Origin of the sequence: Anoxybacillus tepidamans PS2, assembly GCF_000620165.1 — a bacterium.
In the GTDB taxonomy this organism is placed as follows: Bacteria; Bacillota; Bacilli; order Bacillales; family Anoxybacillaceae; genus Anoxybacteroides; species Anoxybacteroides tepidamans_A.
In genome coordinates this window covers 46,573-69,908 of the sequence record NZ_JHVN01000009.1, presented here as the reverse complement: position 1 = coordinate 69,908, position 23,336 = coordinate 46,573, and the positions used below count along the sequence as shown (strand labels likewise).

The following is a 23,336-nucleotide window of genomic DNA, read 5'->3' as shown; positions in this document are numbered from 1 at the left end:
CGCATCCTCCTTTAACATCCCTCTACCGTTAGCATTTCCATTCCCTTCACGAATTCTCCAAGGCAGGTTGGCGGCGAAAGTCGCGATCAACGCGGCTTACAAGCGCCATAATAATAAAATAGGCCCAGCTTAACAAAATAAACAAGACGCTCATTTGCTTTTCTTGAACATAGATAACGGCAGATGTGCTAATTACCATATTAACAAATAAAAATGCCATTTTCGCAAATGACACTGGCACATAGTATACTTGTTGGCTTTTTCTGAAAATGAATATCACGGCAAATACGTATGTTACCATATTCGCGATAACCGCACCCCAGCTAGCTAAAAACGGCACAAGAACAAAGTTCAGGCCGATGTTTAGAAGCGCTGCAATCGTAAATATGCGGGTAATATAGCCGGTTTCTTTTTTAAAGAACAGACCGACGGAAATAATTAAATAATAGAAGTTTAAAAATGTGACACACGACAAAAAGGCGATATATTGATATGCTTCATAATAACCAGGTTTAAAAAATGTTTTCATCACCCACGGGCTAAGCGTTGCTATTGCCATAACGCCAACAAGACCTAAAAGCAATAGCGCCATATAAATTTTCGCAAATATATACGGGCTATCCTTTTTATCTTTCACAGACATCGAATATGGCCGCCACGCCATTTGCACACCGCTTGTGACAAGGGTAATCATCATCGCTAGACGGAGCGCTACTCCAAATACCCCGACATCCGCAAGCGAGGCGAAATGTTGAATAAAAAATGTGCTTGAATTAGCGATGACCCAAAACGCGATCGATGTAGGCGCTAAAGGTGCCGCATATGCCAGCAGCTCCTTTAAAACCGGCCATTCAATGCGAAACTTTAAATATTTCCATGTCACGCGAAGCATAAGGACAAAGATGGCAACGCTGCTGATCAGCCTTCCCATAAACATTCCGGCCGGTGTTTGTGAAAAAAACTTTAACCCGGCATACGAAAGCACGGCCACAAGCAACATTTTTAAAACTGTGAACAACACGACTTTTTTCGTTTGGAATTCAAATCGCATCACCGTCGTTGCAACGACAAAAATTGTGTCAAGGAGCAACGTAAACAAATTCACATACAACAAATCCACATAATGCGGGCTTTGCAATAATTTTTCCGAAATCCAAGGCCCCGCTACGACTACAAGCAAGAATAAAACAGCAACCACAAACAGCCGAAAATACATGACGTTTTGCACATACGACAGCCGCTTGCTTTCATCCTTTGTCTCATAATAATAAAACGATAGTGCCGAATCCGTCCCAAAAATCACAAGGAACGTCAACATTGATGTCCATCGGTCTAAAATATCGACAATTCCGTACTGCGACTTCGATAAAAAATTCGTATACACCGGCAGCATCACAAAAGCAATTAGCTTCGTTCCTACGTTCATGAATGCGTAAAGGAGCGAATCCGCTCCTAAACGCTTAATTTGTGATAACAACTATAACAACTCCCGCTCATCAACCATTTTGCTGAATTTTGCCGGAAGACCTTTAACAACTGTTTTTGGCTCCGTGTCTTTTGTAACGAGCGCACCTGCTGCAACGAACGTTTCTTCCGCAACAGTAATGCCAGGCAAGATGATCGATGCGCCGCCAACACGGGCACCTCGCTTAATGATAGCCCCTTTAATTTTCGAAAAGCGCTCTTCTGTCCGGCCCATATAATTGTCGTTCGTCGTTGTGACGCAAGGAGCGATGAAAACATGATCCTCTAACGTCGAATACGCAGTGATGTACGAGTTGGATTGAATTTTCGTACGATCGCCGATTTCTACGTAGTTCTCAACGCACACTCCGCGTCCGACAATGACATACTCGCCGATTTTGACATTTTCCCGCACACTCGCCAGGTCTGCTACTAACGTATTCGCTCCGATCGTCGCTCCGCGGTAAATCACCGCATTCGCCCCGATCGTGCAGTTTTCGCCAATGTGAAGCGCTGGAAGTTCGCCTGTCAGCTTCACTGTACTCGTTTTTCCTGGTTTCGGCGGCTTTCCAAGCACCGCGCCATCGGCGATCGTCGTTCCATCGCCGATGACAGTGCCTTCATGAACGGTCACTCGATTTCCGATTTTGACATTTTTGCCGATCTTTACATCCTTTTCAATGACCGTAAAATACCCGACTTCTACCGTTTCATCCAGTACAACAGAAGGATCGATAAAGTTCATTTTTTCTTCTCCTCTTCATTCGGGATTATAACTTAACATATTTATTCGGCTTCTGAACATTTTTTAGGGCGTTCCGCGTATCAAAAATCACATGGCTGTTTTGTGCAATCATTTCATAGTCAAAGTTTGAATGGTCCGTCGTAATAAGTACGATATCAGACTGCTGCAGCAATTCCGCTGTTAACTCCTCTGTTTTAATCACCCGGTTGCATGAACGGAATGATGAAACATAAGGATCGACCACTGTAAACTCCGCCCCGTGCTGTTCAAGCAATTCAATAATTTTTAATACAGGGGACTCGCGCACATCGTCGATATCTTTTTTATATGCTACGCCTAATACCGCTACTTTTGAACCGCGAAGCGCCTTGCCTTCTTCGTTTAAGATATGCATCGTGCGATTGACAACATACTCTGGCATCGCATTGTTAATTTCGCCTGCAAGCTCAATAAGGCGAGTGTGATAGTTATATTCGCGAGCTTTCCAAGTTAAATAGAATGGGTCGATCGGAATGCAGTGGCCGCCTAAGCCCGGGCCTGGATAAAACGCCATAAAGCCGTATGGCTTCGTCTTCGCTGCTTCAATGACTTCCCATACATCGATGCCCATCCGTTCGCAAAGAATCGCCATTTCATTTGCCAGCGCAATGTTAATATGGCGGAACGTATTTTCGAAAATTTTCTCCATTTCCGCCACAGCTGGGCTCGATACTTCGTGAACATCGCCCTCAAGCACCGAACGGTAAAGCGCGGCGGCTACTTTTGTACATTTTTCTGTTACACCGCCAACCACTTTTGGCGTATTTTTTGTCTTAAACACTTTATTACCTGGGTCGACGCGCTCCGGCGAGTAAGCGACAAACACTGTTTCGCCTACAGTTAATCCTTTTCTCTCAAGCGCCGGTTTTACAATTTCTTCCGTTGTACCCGGATATGTTGTTGATTCAAGGACAACGAGCATTCCTTCGTGTGCATATTTTGCGATTTCGTTAGCGGAGTTCTCCACATACGATGTATCCGGCTGATGATGTTCATCAAGCGGCGTCGGCACTGCGATCGCTACCGCATCCACTTCGGAGATGCGCGCGTAATCCGTCGTTGCTTGCAAATATCCTTTTTTCACCATTTCATGCAAGTCTTCATCAACGACATCCCCGATATAGTTAATGCCGTTATTGACTTGATCAACGCGGCTTTGTTGAATGTCAAAACCGATTACTTTAAAACCTGCTTTGGCTTTTTCAACCGCTAAAGGCAAGCCAACATACCCTAATCCTACTACACCAATAACCGCTTCTTTATTTTCAATTTTGCTTAATAGCTGTTCATAATGACTCATAGTGAATCGTTCCTTTCGTTATGATAGTGTGACTTTTCTTCCTGTTTCTGCTGATTCTAAAATCGCTAAAATGAGCTTCACAGGAGCAAGTCCATCCTCTCCTGTCACAACTGGCTCACGATCTTCCTGGATCGCTTGAACCATGTCCTCGACAATACATTGATGACCCGGTTTTCCGAAAGGATCATGATTAATTTCGGCAATGACTTTTTCTTTCTCTTCTTCAGAAACGCCCGCAATATCCCACGTTTCAATAAAGTTCGCAGTCCGGCCGCTCACTTTCACGGACGCTGTTTCACCGAAAATGGCAATCGACTCTTCCAAGTTTTTCGGATAAATTGTCGTCGCTGCCTCAATCACTCCAAGCGCTCCATTCTTGAACTGAACAACAGCGACAGCGACATCCTCTGTTTCAATGTTGCGCAACCGCGTTGCAGCCATCGCTTGTACTGATTCGACAGGTCCCATTAACCAAAGCATTAAATCCAAATCATGAATCGCTTGGTTCATCAGCACTCCGCCGTCAAACTCTTTTGTGCCGCGCCAAGGGGCTTGGTCATAATATTCTTGATTGCGATTCCAGCGCACAGTAGCGTTCGCATGGCTTAGCTTTCCGAATGCCCCTTGATCCATTTTTTCTTTTAGCTTTTGAATCGCTGGCCGGAAACGGTTCGGATGCACAACAGCGAGCTTGACGCCGTTTTCTTTCGCCACTCGAATCATTTCTTCAGCATCTTCAAGCTTTAACGCCATTGGCTTTTCAACGATAATATGGCGCTTATGTTCCGCGACGATTTTCGTTAATTTGGCATGCAAACCAGAAGGTACGCATATATTGACAACGGCAATGTCCTCGTTCTCTTTTAACATCGTTTCTAAATCCGTATATGTTTTCACACCTTCAGAAAATCCTGTTAAACGTTCCGGGTTCGTATCACATACGGCAGCTAACACAGCCCCTTCGGCATTTTCAATCGCTTCGATATGTTTTTTAGCGATATGCCCCATGCCGACGATCGCAAATTTAATCATTGATAGTACCTCCTAGCCTCAAACAAATACTTCATTAAGGTAAGCAGCATAAAAGTGAGAAATACTCCTAACACAAGCCCGCTCGCAATTGCTTCTTTTGCATACGTTTTTGATGGAGCAACAGCCTCGGACAGAACAGAAGGCTCTTCGTAAAATATGAGATCGCCTTTAATTTTATTGACCTTTTCTGTTACGTCCGCCAACGTCTGAAGCAATTCCGCCTTGCTTGTAATTTGGTCTATTCCCAATGATTGTGTGTCAAATTTGTCATCATAATTTTGAGCCAATGTGTTGAGCCGTTTCATTTGTGTTTCGTAATCGTTTAAAGTCTCCATCGTCACGTCCAATCGCTCTTTAGAGTGCTTCTTGAGCTCTTCATTGTAGTGCGTGACAATGTAGTGCAGATCTTTCTGCACGCTTTTCTCGTCATTACCTTTGACGGTAATCTTTACATATTTGTCTTCAGTAACTACGATATCTAGTTGATTTTTAACATTCGGAAATTTGGCCATAATATTGTCTGGGTTCGTTAAATCGCTTCGACTAATCGATCCGGTAAACACAACCGCCTTACCGGTATACTTGGCATGGTCCAAAATAAAGTGCACGCCTAAAAAGGTGGCAAGCGCCACAATCGGCGGAACGATCAAAAACAGTATCTTCTTTTTCCAAAAATATAAAAGATACTCATACAAAACGAATCTTTGCTTGTCAGCTGACAAAAAATCCACCATCCTTATCATAATCTAAAGGTGCCCATTTACCAGTAAGAAAACGCCCCCTGCACAAAAGCGGCGACGTTTTCTTGGTAAACTTATTTCTTATAAAACTCGGCGATTTTAGACACTACGTATTCCTGTTGTTCCACTTTCAACTCTGGGAACATCGGAAGCGATACCGCCTCTTTTGCCGCTTTTTCTGCTTCTTTAAGATCGCCTTCTTTATAGCCTAAATCTTTAAATACTGGTTGCAAATGCAACGGGAGCGGATAATATACCATCGTCGCGACCCCGTTTTCATTTAGAAACGCCTGAAGTTCATCGCGCTTCGGCACACGGATTGTGTATTGGTGGAACACATGGTAACGATCCTCCGCCTCCACCGGCGTTACGACCATATCTCCAACCATTTCTTTTAACAGATGCGTATATGTAGCCGCTCGTTCACGCCGCAATTTTGACCATTCATCAAGATGCGGGAACTTAACATTCAAAATCGCTGCTTGCATTTCATCAAGACGGCTGTTATACCCTAGCACATGATGATAATATTTTGGTTTGCTGCCGTGAACGCGGATGACGCGGCACTTCTCGGCGATTTCATCATCGTTTGTAACAATCATTCCGCCGTCCCCGTATGCCCCTAAATTTTTCGTCGGGAAGAAGCTATACGTCGCAGCAGTTCCCAATTCTCCAACGCTTTTCCCTTTATATTTCGCCCCGATGGCTTGAGCCGCATCTTCAATGATGGCAAGCCCGTGCTTTTTAGCAATCTCAACGATCGGATCCATATCCGCCATTTGGCCATATAAATGGACAGGAAGAATCGCTTTTGTTTTTTCGGTAACTGCCTCTTCGATTTTTGCAGGATCGATATTGAATGTTACAGGATCAATGTCGACAAACACTGGCTTTGCTCCAGCGCGGACAATCGCGCCACCTGTTGCAAAAAACGTAAACGCTGTTGTAATAACTTCATCCCCCGGTCCTACACCCGCTGCTTGTAACGCTATATGTATTGCATCGCTCCCGTTTCCGCAACCAATCCCGTGTTTTACGTTGCTGTAAAGTGCGATATCATTTTCTAATTTTTTTACATGATCACCTAAAATAAAACGAGACGAGCTCATAACTTCGTCTAATACCGTTAAAATTTCTGATTTTAAACTTTGATATTGCTCGCTTAAATCTAACATTGGCACTTTCATAAAGATTCCTCCAATAAATTTGGTATCAAACTGATAACACGATTAGTTTATCACATTTTTTGGTTTATATAGTGCTCTTTTTTGACAAATTTCGCATATTCTCACCTGAAAAAAACCGTTTGTACCTGCAACAGACACAAACGGCCAACATGCTCTATGCGCTTACTGATGGTCGCCATATACTTTTCTTCCACCGCGAACAAGCTTGCGGATCAAAGTCATAAACGGCTTGTACTGCTCATTGACAAGACCGATGAGCTCCGCCAAAATTTCCCCTAACACAAGCAGCCCGAATACAAGCAAGATCGATTGCCATAGTGTCGAGGAAGAAAATAAAATAGCGCTGACTCCAAACATAATGCCAAAGCAGTAAATTAGCAGCACCGTGTTGCGGTGGGAAAAACCGAGCGCCAACAACCGATGATGCAAGTGGGATTTGTCTGGAGCGGAAATTGGTTTTTTATTGACAATGCGGCGAATAATCGCAAAGGTCGTATCAAAGATCGGCACGCCAAGAATAATGACAGGGACTACAAAACTGAATAGCGTGACGCTTTTATATAGACCGAGAAGCGAGAGCACCGAGATGGCATACCCTAAAAATAAAGCTCCTGTATCCCCCATAAATATTTTCGCTGGATGGAAATTGTAGAATAGAAATCCAATAATGCTACCCAATATAATAAGGGATAATGTAAAAATCAACACTTTATCGGCCATGCCCGCCAACGCAGCGATCGTTGCTACTCCAATCGCAGAAATGCCAGCCGAAAGGCCATCAAGACCATCAATCAAGTTAATGGCGTTCGTAATGCCGATAATCCAAAAAATTGTAATCGGGTAGCTCCATAAACCTACATCAAATTTTCCAACAAAAGGAATCGTTAAAAGATCCACTTTTAGTCCGCTCGCGACAACTAAAATCGCGACGATAAGCTGACCAAGAAACTTCACTTTTGCCGACAACTCGTATAAGTCATCAAGCATGCCGATAAGGACAATCAAAATAGCCCCTACCGTAATTCCTGTCACCTGTTCGTTATAAACTCCCCCGGCAAAATAACCTGCAATAACGCCGATGAAAATAGCTAAACCGCCAAGACGCGGCATCACTCGCGTATGCACTTTTCTTTCATTTGGTTTATCAATTGCACCGATCTTGATCGCAAACTTTATAACAAGAGGCGTCACTGCAATAACCGTCAAAAACGAGGCAAAAAACGCCACAATTGCTTGCATGTTCATAAATAGATCACCTTTGACCTGGGATTGATAAGTTACACATCATTTTTATGTTACCACATAAGCGACGTAAATCAATCTTTTTTTGTTTCAAAACATTCGGCAAGTTTGGATGATGTAACGGGATTTTGTATTTTTTTCCTTTCATCCGAAGCAGTTCCTTTTTGCTATAGTATGTTATAATTCGTCTAGGAATGAATTTAAGTAGGAGAGAGAATCATGTTAACAAAGATGAAAAAATTATTTGACGAAAGCGCCCGCGATATAAAGAGGTTACAAAAACTCGTCGAACAGGTCAATGCATTAGAACCACAAATAGCCTCTTTAACCGACGAGCAACTGCAAGCAAAAACGGATCATTTTAAGCAACAATTAAGCGAAGGCAAGACGCTTGACGATTTAAAAATTGAGGCGTTTGCGGTTGTGCGGGAAGCAGCTAAGCGCGTCATCGGTTTGCGTCATTACGATGTGCAGCTTATTGGAGGCTTTGTTTTACATGAAGGAAATATCGCCGAAATGCAAACAGGGGAAGGCAAAACGTTAGTAGCGACCCTCCCAAGCTACTTGCATGCTCTTGAAGGAAAAGGCGTGCACATTATTACTGCCAACGAATATTTAGCGCGCCGCGACCGCGAGCAGATGGGAAAAGTATTTGAATTTTTAGGGCTGACCGTTGGGCTAAATATTTCGCAAATGTCCCCGCACGAGAAAAAGCAAGCATATCAGGCGGATATTACATACGGAACAGGAACCGAATTCGGCTTTGACTACTTGCGCGATAACATGGTATACGACATGGCCGAAAAAGTGCAGCGAAAGCTTCATTACGCCATCGTTGATGAAATTGACAGCATTTTAATCGATGAAGCTCGCACACCGCTTATTATTGCCAATAAATCAAGCGTCGGAGCTGAGCTGTTTAAAATTACAGCCCAAGTTGTCAAACATTTTAAAGCGGAAGAAGATTATGAGTTATACCCAGAAACAAAACAAATCTTTTTAACCGATAGAGGAGCGGCAAAAATTGAACAAGCATTCGGCATCGACAACTTGTACGATGCGGAGCATCAAGCGCTGCTGCATAACGTGATGCAGTCATTGCGCGCCTTCATGATTATGAAACGCGATGTCGATTATATCGTGAAAGACGGAAAAGTGCTTCTCGTCGATCAATTTACGGGACGGATTATGGAAGGCCGGACATTTAGCGACGGATTGCATCAGGCCATCGAGGCAAAAGAAGGGGTCGAAATTACTGAGGAAAACGACGTTCAAGCCACTATCACTGTGCAAAACTATTTCCGCATGTACGAAACGCTCTGCGGCATGACAGGGAGCGCTACCCCATCAAAAGATGAGTTTTGGGATACGTATCGCCTCCATGTCGTCACGATTCCAACGAATAAGCCGCGACGCCGCGTTGACATGAACGATCTCGTTTATCGCACATACGAAGCAAAGGCGAAAAAAATTGTCGCTGAAGTAAAGAAAATGAACGATATTGGCCGCCCGGTGTTAATCGGTACAACATCGATTGCCCAATCGGAACGATTGTCGCAATATTTAGCCAAACACGGCATCCAACATCAAATTTTAAATGCAAAAACAGAAGAGGATGAAGCGCGCATTATTGCGCTTGCGGGGCAAAAAGGGCAAGTCATGCTCGCTACCAACATGGCCGGACGCGGAACAGACATTTTGCTAGGGGAAGGTGTCGCTGAACTTGGCGGGTTGCATATTATCGGAACGGAACGTCATGAAAGCAACCGCATCGACATGCAGCTGCGCGGGCGAGCGGGACGCCAAGGAGATCCGGGCTCTTCGCAATTCATCATCTCTTTAGAAGATGAGCTATTTAAAGGATACGACAAAGAAGAATTGGAAAAATGGACAAGCAAAATTAAAACAGATGAAGACGGGCTTATCGTTTCCCCAGACCCTATTAAATTTGTAAGAAAGGTGCAAGAAACGATTGAGCACGCCCATCATTCCGCGCGATCCCATTTGTTAAAACTTGATACGGTCATAGACCAGCAAAGCAAAATTATTTACCAAATGCGCGATCGCGTGCTCGCATGCGAAGAAGATGAAATTTTGGCCGAAGCGCTTGATTATATAAAAAATTATTTGCTGCAAACCATCGAAAAATATTGTTTGCCTGATGTTTTTTACGAAGAATGGAACATTAAGGGCCTTTATGAAGAATTATCGTTTGTCTTTTTGCGCTTTGACAAAACAATCGATGATTTGAAAGAACTAGAAAAAGATCAAATTGAAAAGATCGTCTTAGAAGAATACGAGAAATTAAAAACAGATTTGCTAGCGCTCCAAGGAGACGAAGCGCTCGCAGCGCAGTTGCGCCGATTCATGGTCCAAACGATCGATTCAAATTGGATTCGCCATCTCGATACGATCAACCACATAAAAGACGGCATTCATTTGCGCGGATATGGCCAGGAAGATCCGTACCGCCTTTTCGAAATGGAAGCATTTCAAGAGTTCGTCCGTCTAAAGCAGGATATTGAAGCCGATATTTCGATTCGCTTTATGAACTATCTTAAAAGCCAATTTGACGTAGACGGCGACCAATAAGGGGGATTGTGTGAATGATTTTTAGACGAAAAACTAAAAAAACCGATGAAAATCTTACTGCTCTTCATTCCGAATCGACTACGCGACAAGATGAAGGCATACAAACAGATGAAGTTAAAACGAAGCTATCTTTTCACCCTGATTGGGATTTGCCGCCGCAAGAAAAGTACGTCTACCAATTTCATCATCAACAGCTGCCGGCGTTAAAGCCGAATCAAATTTCGATTTCAGGCATGAAACTGATCGAATACAACGAAGGATTTGTCGTGGTTGCCTTTTTGCGCAGCACGCTGCCAAAACCGATTCGCTTTGAACAAATCAATTTGCTGCTCCTTGATGAAAATGGACAAGCGATTGCGAAGCGGACGTTTGAGATGGACAGCTTTGGAGAATTGCCGCCAATGACGGCAAGACCGTGGCGGTTTCTCTTTTCAGCGGAAGACAAGCTCGTTGATAAAATTCCGCAAGAAGGATGGAAAATTGCCTTTGAGCTTAAGCAAGCCGCAAAACCGCAAGAGCATCGCCTCGATTTAGCGGCAAGCTGGGAACAAGCGTTGTCAACAGAGCAGCGGGAGCATTTGCAAAGGATGATCGAAACATTGCCGCCGCTTTCCGCCGGAGAAATTAATTTTATGGGACTGGAAGCAAAAATAAATGACAATCACGATTTAATGGTCACATTGCTGATTCGCAACGGCAGCGATAAAAATATCCAGTTGGAGCAAATTCCGCTAATCGTTGAAGATGCCTCTGGCGATATTGTTTGTAAAGGAGCGTTCCATCTCGAAGATTTCGAAGTCAAAGCGAACACAAGCAAACCGTGGACGTTTATTTTCCCGGCTCATTTGCTGCTGAAAGAACATATCGATTTAACGAGCTGGAAAGTATATCCGCCCCGCTCTTGATGAGCTGCTACGAAAAAAGGAACTTCCGAGAGAAGGAAGTTCCTTTGTTTTATGCATCTAACGTGACGAACCAATCCAAAAACCTGCTAACCGCCCCCCTTTCATCTTTTTAGAGCGGGAGACTTCGCAGTCATAAATAAAAAGATGCTGTTTCGAACAGGGAACGCTTTCCTTGTCTCAAACAGCATCTTTTTAGATACTATATCATTAACGGTACAACAAACTAAATCCGCTCTGCATTGCTAACGGATGAATCTGGAGCGCTTGTGCCACATCGTTTGTGTCGAAATAACGACGAGCACCTAAATAAGAGTTTTTCCAATATTTTTCATCAAGAGCAGAAACCGTCACACCTTTTGACGAACTCGCGTGAATAAATTGATTGTCACCAATGTAGATCCCGGCGTGCGAAGCCGTTTTTTTGTACGTTGCAAAAAACACTAAATCTCCAACCGCTAACTTGCCCTTCTCCACTTTTTTCCCTTTTTTATACTGTTCTTCTGCTGTTCTTGGCAAGTTGACGCCAAACTCGCGGTACACATAGGTGACAAAACCGGAACAGTCGAACCCTTTTGGCGTCGTACCTCCCCATTTGTAAGGAACGCCGATATATTGTTTGCTGAATTCGACAATATCTTTCTTTGGCTCTGCCGCGAACGTATGTATATAACTGCTAAAGAAAAATAGGAATGAAAATATTGTTAGTATGAGCCCCCGTTTCATTCGTTCCCTCCTAGCAATGCAGCATTGTTCGCTGATACGAATGAACTATATCAATATACCCGATAAAATTGTACAATATTTCGACAATTTGTTGTGTTTCATTCCTATTAAAAATTCGTTTTAATATTACAATTGTGTTACAAATTTTACTCTCAAATTTCATTTTTCTACAAAATTCTCGTAAAAAAACCGGCTCATAACTTTGAGCCGGTCTCCTTCATTATGCTAAAATCTCCTATTTTGCTACACTGAATTCCAAAAAGGCGCCTTTCTTCATGACAACGCCTTCCTTGCTTTTCAGCGTCGGCGGAATTACTAGTATATAAGAACTACCTTTTTTAAGAGGATTATTCGGTTTAATGACAAGCTGTGTTCCTTTGCTGATTTGAGCGGTCACTGGAACTTCTTGCGCTCCAAGCTCGTACATTTTGATCCCTAGTTTGCTAGTATCTGTGGCTAACAACTTGCGCGAAAACTTCATCGTAAACATTTTATCCGCCGGGACATTGCGCAATTTTCCGAGCGACTGGTACGAACTCAGCTGTTTTACGATTAAATCGCGGTGCGCTGTCGTCAGCTCCTTATTAACAGCCGTCGTCACATTCGGTTTGACTCCGACCTCGTGAATCGCTGTTCCATTCGGAGAGAAGAAGCGTGCGATCGTCAATTTCAACACACTGCCATCCGATAATTCAAAAATTTGCTGCATCGATCCCTTTCCAAACGTTCGCTGTCCATATAACGTAGCAGCTCTTTGGTCTTTGACAGAGGCCGCCAGCATTTCCGAAGCGCTGGCGCTTGAAGAATTGACAAGCACATCGATCGGCCCGTTCATTTTAATGGATTGCGGGATGGCGCCATATAGTTCCGGTTGATTGGATCGGTCGCGAAGCTGAAACGCCTTTCTTACATTCGGGAAAAAGCCAAGGATCTGTTGGGCCGTATCGACATATCCTCCTGGATTATCACGCAAATCGAAGATCCATCCCTTTACCCCAGAAAGAGAACGAATCGCCTGTTCAATATCTTTCACAGAGTCTGTATCAAAAGTATAAAGACGAATATATCCGATATTTCCTGCTAATCTAGAAAACTCGACATTGGGCCAATTGACTTTTTCGCGCACCACATCAAATGACAGCGTTTCATTCGTCGCTGGGCGAAGCACCTGCAAATGCACCGTTGTTCCTTCTTGTCCTGTAATCAACGTTACGGCTTGTTCCGATGCATGGCCGGCTACTTTTTGACCGTCTACTTCCGTAATCACATCTCCTGCCTGCAAGCCTGCCCGTGCCGCCGGTCCATCCTTCAGTACGGATACGACTTTAATCCCCGCAGGATCTTCATCCATTTCTACACCGATTCCGACAAATTCCATATTGATCGAATCAAGAAATTGCTGATACTCTTCCTTCGTCATATAAGTGGAGTATTTATCTAAATGCTTCACGATATCCTGTGGTGTCGAGCCTTTTAATACGTCCTCGCTCACCAGATCTACATAATATTGACGAATATAATCACGAATCTCATCGAGCGTCGTAGTCGTGGCGGCTGAAACATTCCACGTCGACGCCGTGAATGAAAATAGAAAGACAAAAGGAATAAGAAAATTTTTCATTACTTTCCGCATAACGGTTCCCTTCTTTCACAAGGTCATTATTCCACATCAATAATCACAGGAGCCTTAAAATCTTCCAAATAAAGGCTCAACTCTTTCTTCGTTTTCGCGTCTTTCACGTTGGCAAGCCATTGATCGCATAAAGCAAGCAAGCGCTCTGCTTCTTCCACATCATCGTTATCATAGGCGTCAATGATGCGGTCAAAAGCGAGCATGATATTCATTGGATAAAAGGCTCTCTGCTTCGTTGATTCGGCAGGATGCTGGAACTTTTCAACCATCTTTTGTCGAACCGATGGATAACTTGCCTTTTGAATAAGCGCAGACGCTTTTTTCAACTGATTGGCAAACGAAGGATAAACATCATAAAGCGTATCGACATCTCCGGCGGAAAGTGCCCGATCAATGCGGGATTTCAACGTTAGTAGCTTCTCTCCACTTTCAATCGCGCTAATATAATACGACGCTTTCTGAATCGTGAGATAAGCCGCATCAATCCGTTTCGTATACTGGCGTTTTGTTGGGCCGTCCTTTAGTCTCCCTACTTCCTTCTTTGCCGCGCTGTAGCTTTTTTTCGTCTCATTAAAGAGGCTGTACGGCTTTTCGAATGCGGTTGACCGAATTTTCTGATCAAGCTGCTTGGCATTGCGTTCTAGCTTTTCTACGACTGGCTGGATGGATGCTGCTTTCGTCTGACTAGGCAGAAAAACCGCCGCAAGAAACAACACGGTTACAACAGCCATGAACCGCCCGAGCCATATGGTTGATTTGCCCACGAAACTCACCTACTATTCTCTAGAATATACATCCATTTTAATAGAAATTAAAATAATATTTCAATAAATACATAAATCTGTTATGGTAAAATTATAACAAAGGGGGCACAGCACGATGATCAGAAAATCTTTTATTTTAATCATCCCTTTTATACTAGTCATGTTTTACACGCCAATGGCCTATGCAGGCTACTCTTCTGTTAAAATCGGACCGCAAATTCAAAACGTGATTGCCATGAATGCAGCCGCCGGAACAACAAGCGATGGAACACCGCAAATGTATATTACAATGCAAGGAGAACCAGCCAAACTTGTCGTTGTCAATCTTGAAACAAATCAACTCGTTGACGAAAAACCGCTCGCCTCATCGTCAAGCGCTTGGGCTATTACTGTCAATCATGATGGAATGGTTTGGATCGGTGGAACACCGACAGCGCATTTATATAAATATAATCCGAACACCAAACAATTAACAGATATCGGAAAAGTAAGCGGATCTTCCTCTACATCGATTCACGATCTAGAAGTTGTGGGAAGTGACATATACGGAAGCAGTTCGCCGAATGGAGATGTTTTTAAATATACAAAGGAAAAAGGCTTTACGAATTATGGACAAGTCATTTCGGGGAAAAAGCTGGCGCGAAGCCTCGCCTACTCCTCAACTGCAAACACACTGTTCGTTGGTCTGGGAGCCAAAGCCGAGCTTGTAGCGTGGAATTTAAAAACAAATCAAAAACTCCCGATTCTTCCGCAAAAATACAAAGCGGAAACTTCCATTTATGATTTAGATGAAGCAGGCGGCATCCTATTTGCCAAACTAGAGCCAAGCAAAAAGATTTTATTATTTGATGCGAAAACGTACAAATTTTTAGGGGAGCTGCCGGCAAGTTCGCGCGGCGTATCGCCAAAAGCTCCTGATGAAAACGTCGTATATTACACGCACCAATACCAATTGTATCGCTTCAATTTAAATACAAAAACAAGTGAAGCGATTCCGGGGACCCTAAAAGGAACAGAAGCGGTTTCTCTTGATTTTGTGAAACTGCGCGATGGCAATGATGCTTTAGTCGGTCTGCTTGGCAATTCAGGAACGTATCTTTTTTACAATCTGAAAACAGGAGAAAAGCGGATTGACAAGCTCCCTCTTCCGCCGCAAGCGGTGACGATTTACAACATCGCAACAGGACCGAACGGATGGATTTACAGCAGCGGATTCGTTTCTGGGCAGCTTGGCATCTTTAACCCCGTTTCCCAACAAACGATGCTTGTAAAGCATATCGGTCAAGCGGAAAGCATGATGCCGTTCAACGGAAAACTTTATCTCGGCGTGTATCCCGGAGCGATTATTTACGAGTGGAATCCGAACCAACCGGAAACAGCCACCCCGCTCTTTTCGATTGGCTACGGCCAAGATCGGCCGCTTTCGATGACAGCTGCCAACCATACGCTATTTATCGGATCGCACCCGAAAAATGGAGAAATTGGCGGAGCCCTTACCGTGTACGATATACAAACGAAACAGAAAATAACACGCCGCAACCTCATCCCTGAACAAAGCGTCTCAGCGCTAACATACTATAACGGTTACGTGTATGGCGGCACCTCGATTTTCAGCGGCAAAAACTTAAGCGGGAAAGTCGACGCCGTGTTTTTCCGCCTGCGAGCAAACAAACCGACAAGCGCGGTGGAAAAAATAAAGCTGCCGCTCGCACATCCGCGTCTCATTCACGCGCTCATGGCAGGACCGAACGGAAAAATATGGGGCCTTTCCGACGGCAATTTATTCACCTATGATCCAAAGAAAAATAAGACCTCTGCTATGAAGATCGTCCCGACTACAAGCGGATACATCCGCAATGGTACTCTCTTAGCCGGAAAGGACGGTTGGATTTACGGTGTCGTCGAACGAAAGCTATTCCGCATCAATCCAAACACCGATAAATTAGAATTTTTAGTAGATGGCGCCGAAGACATTGCCCAAGACAACGTCGGCAATCTGTACTACAAAATAAAAGAAAACTTATGGATGCTAAAAAAGGAGTGAGTTCCCCTCACTCCTTTAACTAAAATCCGGCCAATTTTCCTGCTGTTCGTCCCCTTCAATTTTCGCCAACGTGCGATAGCGAAACGGCAACAAATCGCTATCCTGTTTATTCAAAAACGGTTGAGCAAGCTCGAATGGAATCAAATCGAACTGTTCTTTATTTTCCGCAATCAAATATAACCCGACAATTTTCCCTTTTTCCAATATATTTAATGTAAGAAATGCTGGATAATATGTTTCGTCCTTTGCTTCAAGAACGGCCTTTGCCGTAACTAAGCCATTTCCTTCTTCCTCAATATCGTGATTGCTGATTTTTTCTAATACTTTGACGGCCCAGCCTTGTTTTTTATAGCCCCCGATTAATTTAGGAGGGTTTTCCTGTAATTGTTTCAATAGGTCTTGATTTGTCATAAAAGCGTTATAACCCCCTCCAGATTTTTTAGCGATTCTGTTTTATGATATACATACTTTCAAATGAAATGCAAACGTTTTTCTATGGAAATTCAAGACATCGAACCAATAAACAGCGTACAAAAGGGGCACCCCATTAGAAGAGCCCCTAGTTGTAAATCGCCTGAATGTCGTCAATATATATCGTTCCGGCATTTTTGTTCGCTTCATTAACCTCCATATAGCGAACCGGCATTTCTAATGTAATCGGCAACACGACATTAGATGGAAGATCCGCCGTGACGTATTTCCACCCTGTCCAATCAACGCTTTTCGCAAAATCGAGCCAATACCGCTTGCCGCTTCCATCTTTTATTTGTGCCCGCAGCCAGTGGCCCTTCGCATCCCCATATAGCCACATGCCGATTTTCGTCGGTCTTCCCTTTAGCACCATACCGGTTTTCGCCGCCGCATACACTCCGGATGTCCCCGGCTTGCCGCTAAAATCATAAGCAATTTGCAACGCGCCTTGGCCGTTTTGAACCACGTTATTCGTTAGCGATACGCTCGCGGCAACATAGTTCGTTCCAGAGGCAAGCCATTGGTTGCTCGTATTCTCAAAATCTTCAATCGTTACCTTGTCCGGAATTCCGACGGTCACCGGAATGACGGCCGTTTTTGCGCCAATCTGAACCGTCACGGTTCCTGTTCCTTGCTTGCCGGCTGCTTTAAACGTACCGTTTTCAACCGTTCCAAGGCCATTAGAAACGGTATAACGGAAGCTTGTTGGATTGATCATGATTTTCTTGCCTTGATAAAAAGCTTGAATGCTGAGAGGTTGCGAGCCGTTCTCGTGAATATAAATTTCGTTCGGCTGCACCATAAGCTGATCCACCTCGTTGACGACACGGACGCCAATGCTTCCCGCTGCGCTGCCCAAAGAGGCGGTCATCGTGCCTTGCGTCGGCTGTTTCGCTGCAATAAACGAACCGTCTTGCAAAAACGTTCCCGCGTTTGAACTCCATGTGACAGGTTGCGATAGAGGAACTGTTGCCCCTGTTAATGTAACACCTTTGACCGATAAACCGAGATTTCGATAGGTCTCTCCTGCCCACAACGTGATTTCCTGCGGTTCAATGGCAAGCTGCTTCACATCCTTTGCTTGTCCCCGATACACGACAAGCAGTGAATTCGCTACCGGCCGGGCGGTTCCATCCGACGGTTTGTTGATGACCGCGAGCTTCCCATTCGGCTGCCGCACAACAAATGTTGAGGAGCCGCCTCCATCGAACGTCATCGCATCCACCGCCCCAAAATCTTTCATTAACTTGGCTAACTCGTTCAGCGTAACGCCGTTGCTGTGTGATGGATTGCGCCCGTCTACTACAACAGTAAATACGTTTCCGTTTTTATCGATTCCAATTGCTGTGCGCGGGTGCACCCCCGCAATATTAAAAGATTGTGCGACACCACCAGCTACAAGACGGTATCTTCCTCCGATCGCCTCCTCGACACCATTCCACGCTGCCTGGTCATATTGAATGGAGATTTCGACCGTATCGCCGATTTTTGCTTGCTTCAAGTAACTGCTTGCCTCGCCGTGACCCGATAGCACGATTTCGCCCGGAAGAAGCGGTGCGCTTCCTACACCAGTCACGACTTCTTTCACAGTACCAATCATGGTTCCATTTCCATTCAGCTTCCCTTGCAAGTTCGTCAGCACCACTTCCGTCCCAAGCGAATTCGTCAATGTCGTTGCTGAGAAATATGGAGTATAAAGAACAAGATGGTTGGCATCGCGGCGCTTGTTGATCGAATGAATGATATGCGGATTCTTTCCGTTGATGGTCATTGCGAGTTGGACATCTGGGTTGCCGATCATCGCCTTTCCGTTTGCGTTGATGCCGAAAATGACGCGCTGATCTATTGGCGTCATATTGGTCGTAATAATCTCTCCGTTATGAACCATTAAATCCGTTGGAGAACCATTATCTTTAAAATAGTCGCCATTCACCGCGCCGAGAACAACATCGCCTTCTACATCAGCCCGTTTTGCCTGATCTAGAACCGGCTCTATGCCAAGCACTTGTTCATCTGACAGCGCTGTTTCCATTCCGATCTGCTCCATTGCTAAATTAATATCGAGTTTATACACATGCTGCTTGCCGCGATCGCTATAAATCTCCAACTCTGATTTTTTCACTCCCGGCACAATAACGGTCGAAGATTCATCGGTCACTGTTCCGAGAGACAGCTTTCTTATACCGTAGCGCTCGGGATTCACAAGTTTTAATTTTTCTTTTGGCGGTGTTTTATACAATACGTATCCTTTAATGTTCGTAACGTACAAATTGTTGCCGAGGCCGTACTGCTTCCCGTCAGATGAATAGACGCGATACTGTTCCCCCGGTTTTAATACCCTCACAGAACGAAATGTTCCGTTCTCTTTTTTCCATAGATTAATGGGTTTCAATATTTCGATTTTGCCAATCTGTCCTTTTACAAGCTTTGTCCCTTCCCAGTACACAGCAGCCGCCTGCACATTCGGCTCCGCCAACGCCCATACAAACAAAGCCGCAAAGAAAAGACTAGCCAACCATTTGCGTAACATTTGGAAACTCTCCCTTTTTACTAGTTTCATAGACTTCTTTCGACATACATCATCTATTATACGACAAAAAAGGTCATAGTTTCCATAAATTCAGTTATAATTTCCCTCTATTATATTTGTAATTCCATTTTTGTATATTTAATTATAGAAGAAATTATCTTAAATGCACAAAAAGAAAAGGAACTCAAGCAGCACGCTCTCGTTCCTTCATTATCATTGATAACAATTATGGTGTATAAAAATCTTGCGTATAATACGGCTGGCCGGCAGTGTTGAATGCCACTCCTACCCCTAACCGCTGAAAGTCCTGATATAAAACATTGCGACGGTGATCGTACGAATTCATCCACGCTTCATGAACGAAAATGGCATTAAATTGTCCATAAGCGATGTTTTCCCCAGCTACATGATACGAAATTCCGTCTCGCTCCATACGGTCAAATGGAGACAGCCCTTGTAAATTCTTATGATCAAAATACCCATGTTCCGCCATATCTTCACTATGCTTTCTCGCGGTTACAGCGACTTTTCCGTCCCACGTCAATAGCGGAAGCTTGTTTTTTAACCGAACCGCATTAACTAAATCAAAAATTTGATACTCATAAGCGGTGCGCAACGATGTACTGGCCGTACCATAAAAACCTTTTTTTCCTTCCTCCAGCTCTCTTTTTACGATTTGCACCGCCGTTACACGGTTGTTATTGTATTTGTCATAAAAAAATGTTACATAATTCCCATTAATTAAATACATATCGTACTCATCATCTGCAATCATATATCGCGCGTTTCCTTTTTGAATATAAGAAAGCGGCGTTCCGTATTTCTTCTCCACTTCCTGTTTTGAAGCGCCAAGCGCAATTCCTGTCTTTGTGCTGACAATCGGCTGGTTCGTATACATAGCGGCAATGCGGTCATTTTTGTAACTCACCATAAGAAAATCTTTATAGCTGCCGCGGTCATATGTTTCCCAATATAAGCCGTAATCATTGACCGTCTTTCGTTTCGCTTTTCCGTAAATCGCCTCTACCTTCGCCCGCGAATCGCCAACGGCCAGCCGGTTCATCGAAACAACGGCACTCATGGACTTCGCCTGCTCGATGCAAGCAACCTCCGCTAACTTCGCTTTTGAAGGCGTTTCGTATTTTACATTCGCATCCCGCTTAACATAATAACCGCCGCCGACACCCAAATAATCGGACTTAAAAGCATAAATTCGGTAAGAACTGCCCGGAGCAAGCGTGCGTACCGCCACTGGCGTGTTGCCATTGAATTTTACTAAGCTCGTTTTCTTCAACACTGTCAGCCGCCCGATTTGCCCTGGCTTTAACTCTGACCCGTTCCACCAAACCTTTTCATTCCCCGTGTAAGAAGCACAGCTTTCCGTTCCAGCTGCCTTTGGAGTTGTCGAGCCAAATAAACTACCGACCAATAAAATAATCGCTGCCAACCACACCTTCATCACCTGAACCACAGCGCTCCCTCCTTAAAACTCGACTTATCCCTATCATACTAGGAAAAGAAGATTTTTATAACAGACTGTTTGTACCAATTTTAGAAGAGAAATAGATTCAGCATTCTCTCATAAAAACGAAAAACAGCCAACGTCAGATTTTGTCGAAAAAGGTTGACTCGTGTCGTAAATTATTGCTATATATGAATCAGACTGTTTATGCGTAAATGGGAGGACAGCATGAGGCAAAAGTTATTTTTTTCTTTAATGATATCGCTAATTACAACTGTTACCATTTCTTCTTTTACCGCTAAAGCAGATAATGAGGCGAGTTTTATAAAAATTGGACCGCAAATTTATAACGCGGTCACCCTGGCATCAAAAACAGGAAGCGATAAGCGAGGAACTCCATATCTATATGTTATTTTGCAAGGAATGCCCGCCGCATTTAGCGTCGTGAACTTAAATACAGGAAAAACGGTGCGTACCTATCAATTAGCCAATTCAACAAGCGCTTGGGCTATCGATATTGATCCTAAAGGCAAAGTATGGATCGGTGGAACTACACAAGGAAACATCTATTCATTCGATCCTAATACCTTTCAATTCAGGGACTACGGAAATCAGCTAGACGGTTCTTCAGAAAGCAGCATTCAAGAAATTTTAGCTTTAGAAACAAAAGTATTCGGCGCCACAGCGAATGGCGGAGCATTTTTTAGCTTCTCGAAAAGAAAAGAAAAAAGAGATACGCCCGTTATGAGATTAATGTACGATAAGCAGTTCGCCAGAGGGCTTGCTTATGATGAAAAAAACAATACACTTTATATCGGGCTTGGAACAAAAGCAGATCTATTGGCTTGGAATTTATCGACCGGAAAAAAAGAATCGATTCTTCCGGCCAAATACAAAACAGAAGCATTTGTCACAAAAATGAGAATAACGGGTGGATTACTATTCGCCAAAATTGAACCCGCCAATAAATTTCTCGTCTTTGATATAAAACGAAAAAAAGTCATTGACGAATTCGATGCGACAGCCAGATATGTATCGGCCATGAATGATAAAAAAGAAGTGTATTATACAAATAAAGGTGTCTTCTATAAGTACAACCTGATCACCAAACAAAAAATAAAAACGAAAATGGTTCTTCCGGATAAAGTGCTAAGACAAGGAAACGATTCTTTATCGTTAGACTGGGTGAGAGTTAAAAACATGAACCGCAATGAACTAGTACTTGCCGGATTATACGATAATCAAGGAGGATATTTTATTGCTGATACGAGCAAAAACAAATTATATTTAAAAACCGCCGTTTTGCCAAAACAGCCAATTGAACTGTATACGATGATGCAAAATGAACAGGGAGACCAAATATATATCAATGGCTTCCTGTCGGGAGGACTGGCGCTGTACGATCCACAAACAAACCAATCAAGGCAACTAAGCGGAATAGGCCAAATCGAAAGCATGTTGTTTAAAGGAAATATGGTGTATCTAGGCGGGTATCCGAAAGCGCGAGTTTACGAGTACAATACAGAGCAAGAGTGGAAAGGAGCTCCTATTAATCCGAAGCAGTTATTCGATCTTTCGGTATACGGTCAAGAAAGGGTCACTGCGTTAGCTTCGTTAGACGACACTCTCTACATCGGAACATATCCTGAAAAAAGCGACAAAGGCGGCCTGCTTGTTAAATACAACACACTAACAAACCAAAGTGACATTTACGAAAATTATATCAATGACCAAAGTATTGTATCTCTAGTAAAAAGCGGAGAGTATATTTACGGAGGAACAAGCATATTTGCGAATTTCAAAACCGCAAAGGAAGATGCAAAGTTTTTCCGTTTCAAAAGCGGTGAAGAAAATCAAAAAGAACTGATTCCTCTTCCTTTTAAAGCCCATATTATTGCCACCCTGCTCAATCAAAATGATACCGTCATCTGGGGCATGGCCGATGGCACAGTGTTTTCCTACAACACTGCGACAAATGAATTCAAAACGAAACAAATCGTTCCAGCTATTTCAGGCCGATTTAAAAACGGAAAAATTTTATTCGGACTCGACGGATTTTTATACGGAACGGTGGAAGGGAAATTGTTCAAACTAAATCCTGAAACGTGGGAACTATTTATACTGAAAGAAGATAACGCAAAAGATTTAGCGCAAGACCGATGGGGAAATCTCTATTTTCGCTACCTTTCAGACATGTGGATGTACCCTATCGCCAAAACGAACCCTTAAACAGCAGAGAAAATAACCCTCTCCTTCAATAAGCGAGAGGGTTATTTCTTTTAGTTAATTTGACAGTGCTGAAACACTATGCATTATGTTACAACTGCATAATAAACATTTACATGCAATCCCTATTGTCTTAACGTGCATTATATAGTAGTATAGCCTAGTCGGATTGCTTATGATGGCGCATAAGCGCTTTATATTATGGAAATAAAATGCAATAATATTTGAAATTTATTA

Annotated in this window: 17 protein-coding genes; 4 read left to right on the top strand and 13 right to left on the bottom strand. The window is 43.4% G+C overall.

Annotated elements, in window-relative coordinates:
* Positions 1-46: 46 nt before the first annotated feature.
* From N667_RS0108990 to N667_RS0108960, 7 genes are all read right to left on the bottom strand, one after another.
* A complete protein-coding gene (locus N667_RS0108990; protein WP_027409261.1) occupies positions 47-1,477 on the bottom strand; it encodes a lipopolysaccharide biosynthesis protein in 1,431 nt (476 codons plus the stop codon).
* Complete coding sequence (locus tag N667_RS0108985; RefSeq protein WP_027409260.1) at positions 1,478-2,209, bottom strand: acyltransferase; 732 nt, start codon at positions 2,207-2,209, stop codon at positions 1,478-1,480.
* A gap of 25 nt (positions 2,210-2,234) precedes the next feature.
* The gene (locus tag N667_RS0108980; protein WP_027409259.1) at positions 2,235-3,548 is read right to left on the bottom strand and encodes a nucleotide sugar dehydrogenase; all 1,314 of its coding nucleotides are present in this window, start codon (positions 3,546-3,548) and stop codon (positions 2,235-2,237) included.
* Between the two features lie 18 nt (positions 3,549-3,566).
* Positions 3,567-4,580, bottom strand: a complete 1,014-nt coding sequence (locus N667_RS0108975; protein WP_027409258.1) for a Gfo/Idh/MocA family protein — start codon at positions 4,578-4,580, stop codon at positions 3,567-3,569.
* Positions 4,577-5,302 carry a hypothetical protein gene (locus tag N667_RS0108970; RefSeq protein WP_027409257.1) on the bottom strand — a complete coding sequence of 242 codons (726 nt, stop codon included), beginning with the start codon at positions 5,300-5,302 and terminating at the stop codon, positions 4,577-4,579. The genes N667_RS0108975 and N667_RS0108970 overlap by 4 nt, the downstream gene beginning before the upstream one ends.
* A gap of 92 nt (positions 5,303-5,394) precedes the next feature.
* Complete coding sequence (locus N667_RS0108965) at positions 5,395-6,507, bottom strand: DegT/DnrJ/EryC1/StrS family aminotransferase (protein ID WP_027409256.1); 1,113 nt, start codon at positions 6,505-6,507, stop codon at positions 5,395-5,397.
* A gap of 162 nt (positions 6,508-6,669) precedes the next feature.
* Positions 6,670-7,752, bottom strand: coding sequence for a glycosyltransferase family 4 protein (locus N667_RS0108960; protein ID WP_027409255.1), 1,083 nt, complete (start codon positions 7,750-7,752; stop codon positions 6,670-6,672).
* Between the two features lie 216 nt (positions 7,753-7,968).
* Here N667_RS0108960 and secA2 point away from each other — a divergent pair, with 216 nt between their 5' ends.
* Together secA2 and N667_RS0108950 are read left to right on the top strand one after the other, a co-directional pair.
* On the top strand, positions 7,969-10,341 hold the full coding sequence (gene secA2 / locus N667_RS0108955; protein ID WP_027409254.1) for an accessory Sec system translocase SecA2: 2,373 nt from the start codon (positions 7,969-7,971) through the stop codon (positions 10,339-10,341).
* Positions 10,342-10,355: 14 nt separating this feature from the next.
* On the top strand, positions 10,356-11,246 hold the full coding sequence (locus tag N667_RS0108950) for an accessory Sec system S-layer assembly protein (protein ID WP_027409253.1): 891 nt from the start codon (positions 10,356-10,358) through the stop codon (positions 11,244-11,246).
* 207 nt (positions 11,247-11,453) lie between these two features.
* Here the strand turns inward: N667_RS0108950 and N667_RS18490 are convergent, their stop codons facing one another.
* From N667_RS18490 to N667_RS0108935, 3 genes are all read right to left on the bottom strand, one after another.
* On the bottom strand, positions 11,454-11,969 hold the full coding sequence (locus N667_RS18490; protein ID WP_051530004.1) for a C40 family peptidase: 516 nt from the start codon (positions 11,967-11,969) through the stop codon (positions 11,454-11,456).
* 235 nt (positions 11,970-12,204) lie between these two features.
* Positions 12,205-13,602: a S41 family peptidase gene (locus N667_RS0108940; protein ID WP_027409252.1), complete on the bottom strand. Its 1,398-nt coding sequence runs from the start codon at positions 13,600-13,602 to the stop codon at positions 12,205-12,207.
* A gap of 26 nt (positions 13,603-13,628) precedes the next feature.
* A complete protein-coding gene (locus N667_RS0108935; protein WP_051530003.1) occupies positions 13,629-14,366 on the bottom strand; it encodes a hypothetical protein in 738 nt (245 codons plus the stop codon).
* Between the two features lie 115 nt (positions 14,367-14,481).
* Here N667_RS0108935 and N667_RS0108930 point away from each other — a divergent pair, with 115 nt between their 5' ends.
* Positions 14,482-16,410 (top strand): WD40 repeat domain-containing protein, encoded by a 1,929-nt coding sequence (locus N667_RS0108930; RefSeq protein WP_027409250.1) that lies wholly within the window; start codon positions 14,482-14,484, stop codon positions 16,408-16,410.
* A 15-nt stretch (positions 16,411-16,425) separates the two neighbouring features.
* Here N667_RS0108930 and N667_RS0108925 read toward each other — a convergent pair whose 3' ends face one another.
* From N667_RS0108925 to N667_RS0108915, 3 genes are all read right to left on the bottom strand, one after another.
* The gene (locus N667_RS0108925) at positions 16,426-16,821 is read right to left on the bottom strand and encodes a hypothetical protein (RefSeq protein ID WP_027409249.1); all 396 of its coding nucleotides are present in this window, start codon (positions 16,819-16,821) and stop codon (positions 16,426-16,428) included.
* A gap of 148 nt (positions 16,822-16,969) precedes the next feature.
* On the bottom strand, positions 16,970-19,411 hold the full coding sequence (locus N667_RS19105) for a phosphodiester glycosidase family protein (protein ID WP_156936102.1): 2,442 nt from the start codon (positions 19,409-19,411) through the stop codon (positions 16,970-16,972).
* A 226-nt stretch (positions 19,412-19,637) separates the two neighbouring features.
* Positions 19,638-20,882, bottom strand: a complete 1,245-nt coding sequence (locus N667_RS0108915; protein ID WP_232223942.1) for a CAP domain-containing protein — start codon at positions 20,880-20,882, stop codon at positions 19,638-19,640.
* 219 nt (positions 20,883-21,101) lie between these two features.
* Here N667_RS0108915 and N667_RS18480 point away from each other — a divergent pair, with 219 nt between their 5' ends.
* A complete protein-coding gene (locus tag N667_RS18480; protein WP_051530002.1) occupies positions 21,102-23,102 on the top strand; it encodes a hypothetical protein in 2,001 nt (666 codons plus the stop codon).
* Positions 23,103-23,336 lie beyond the last annotated feature (234 nt).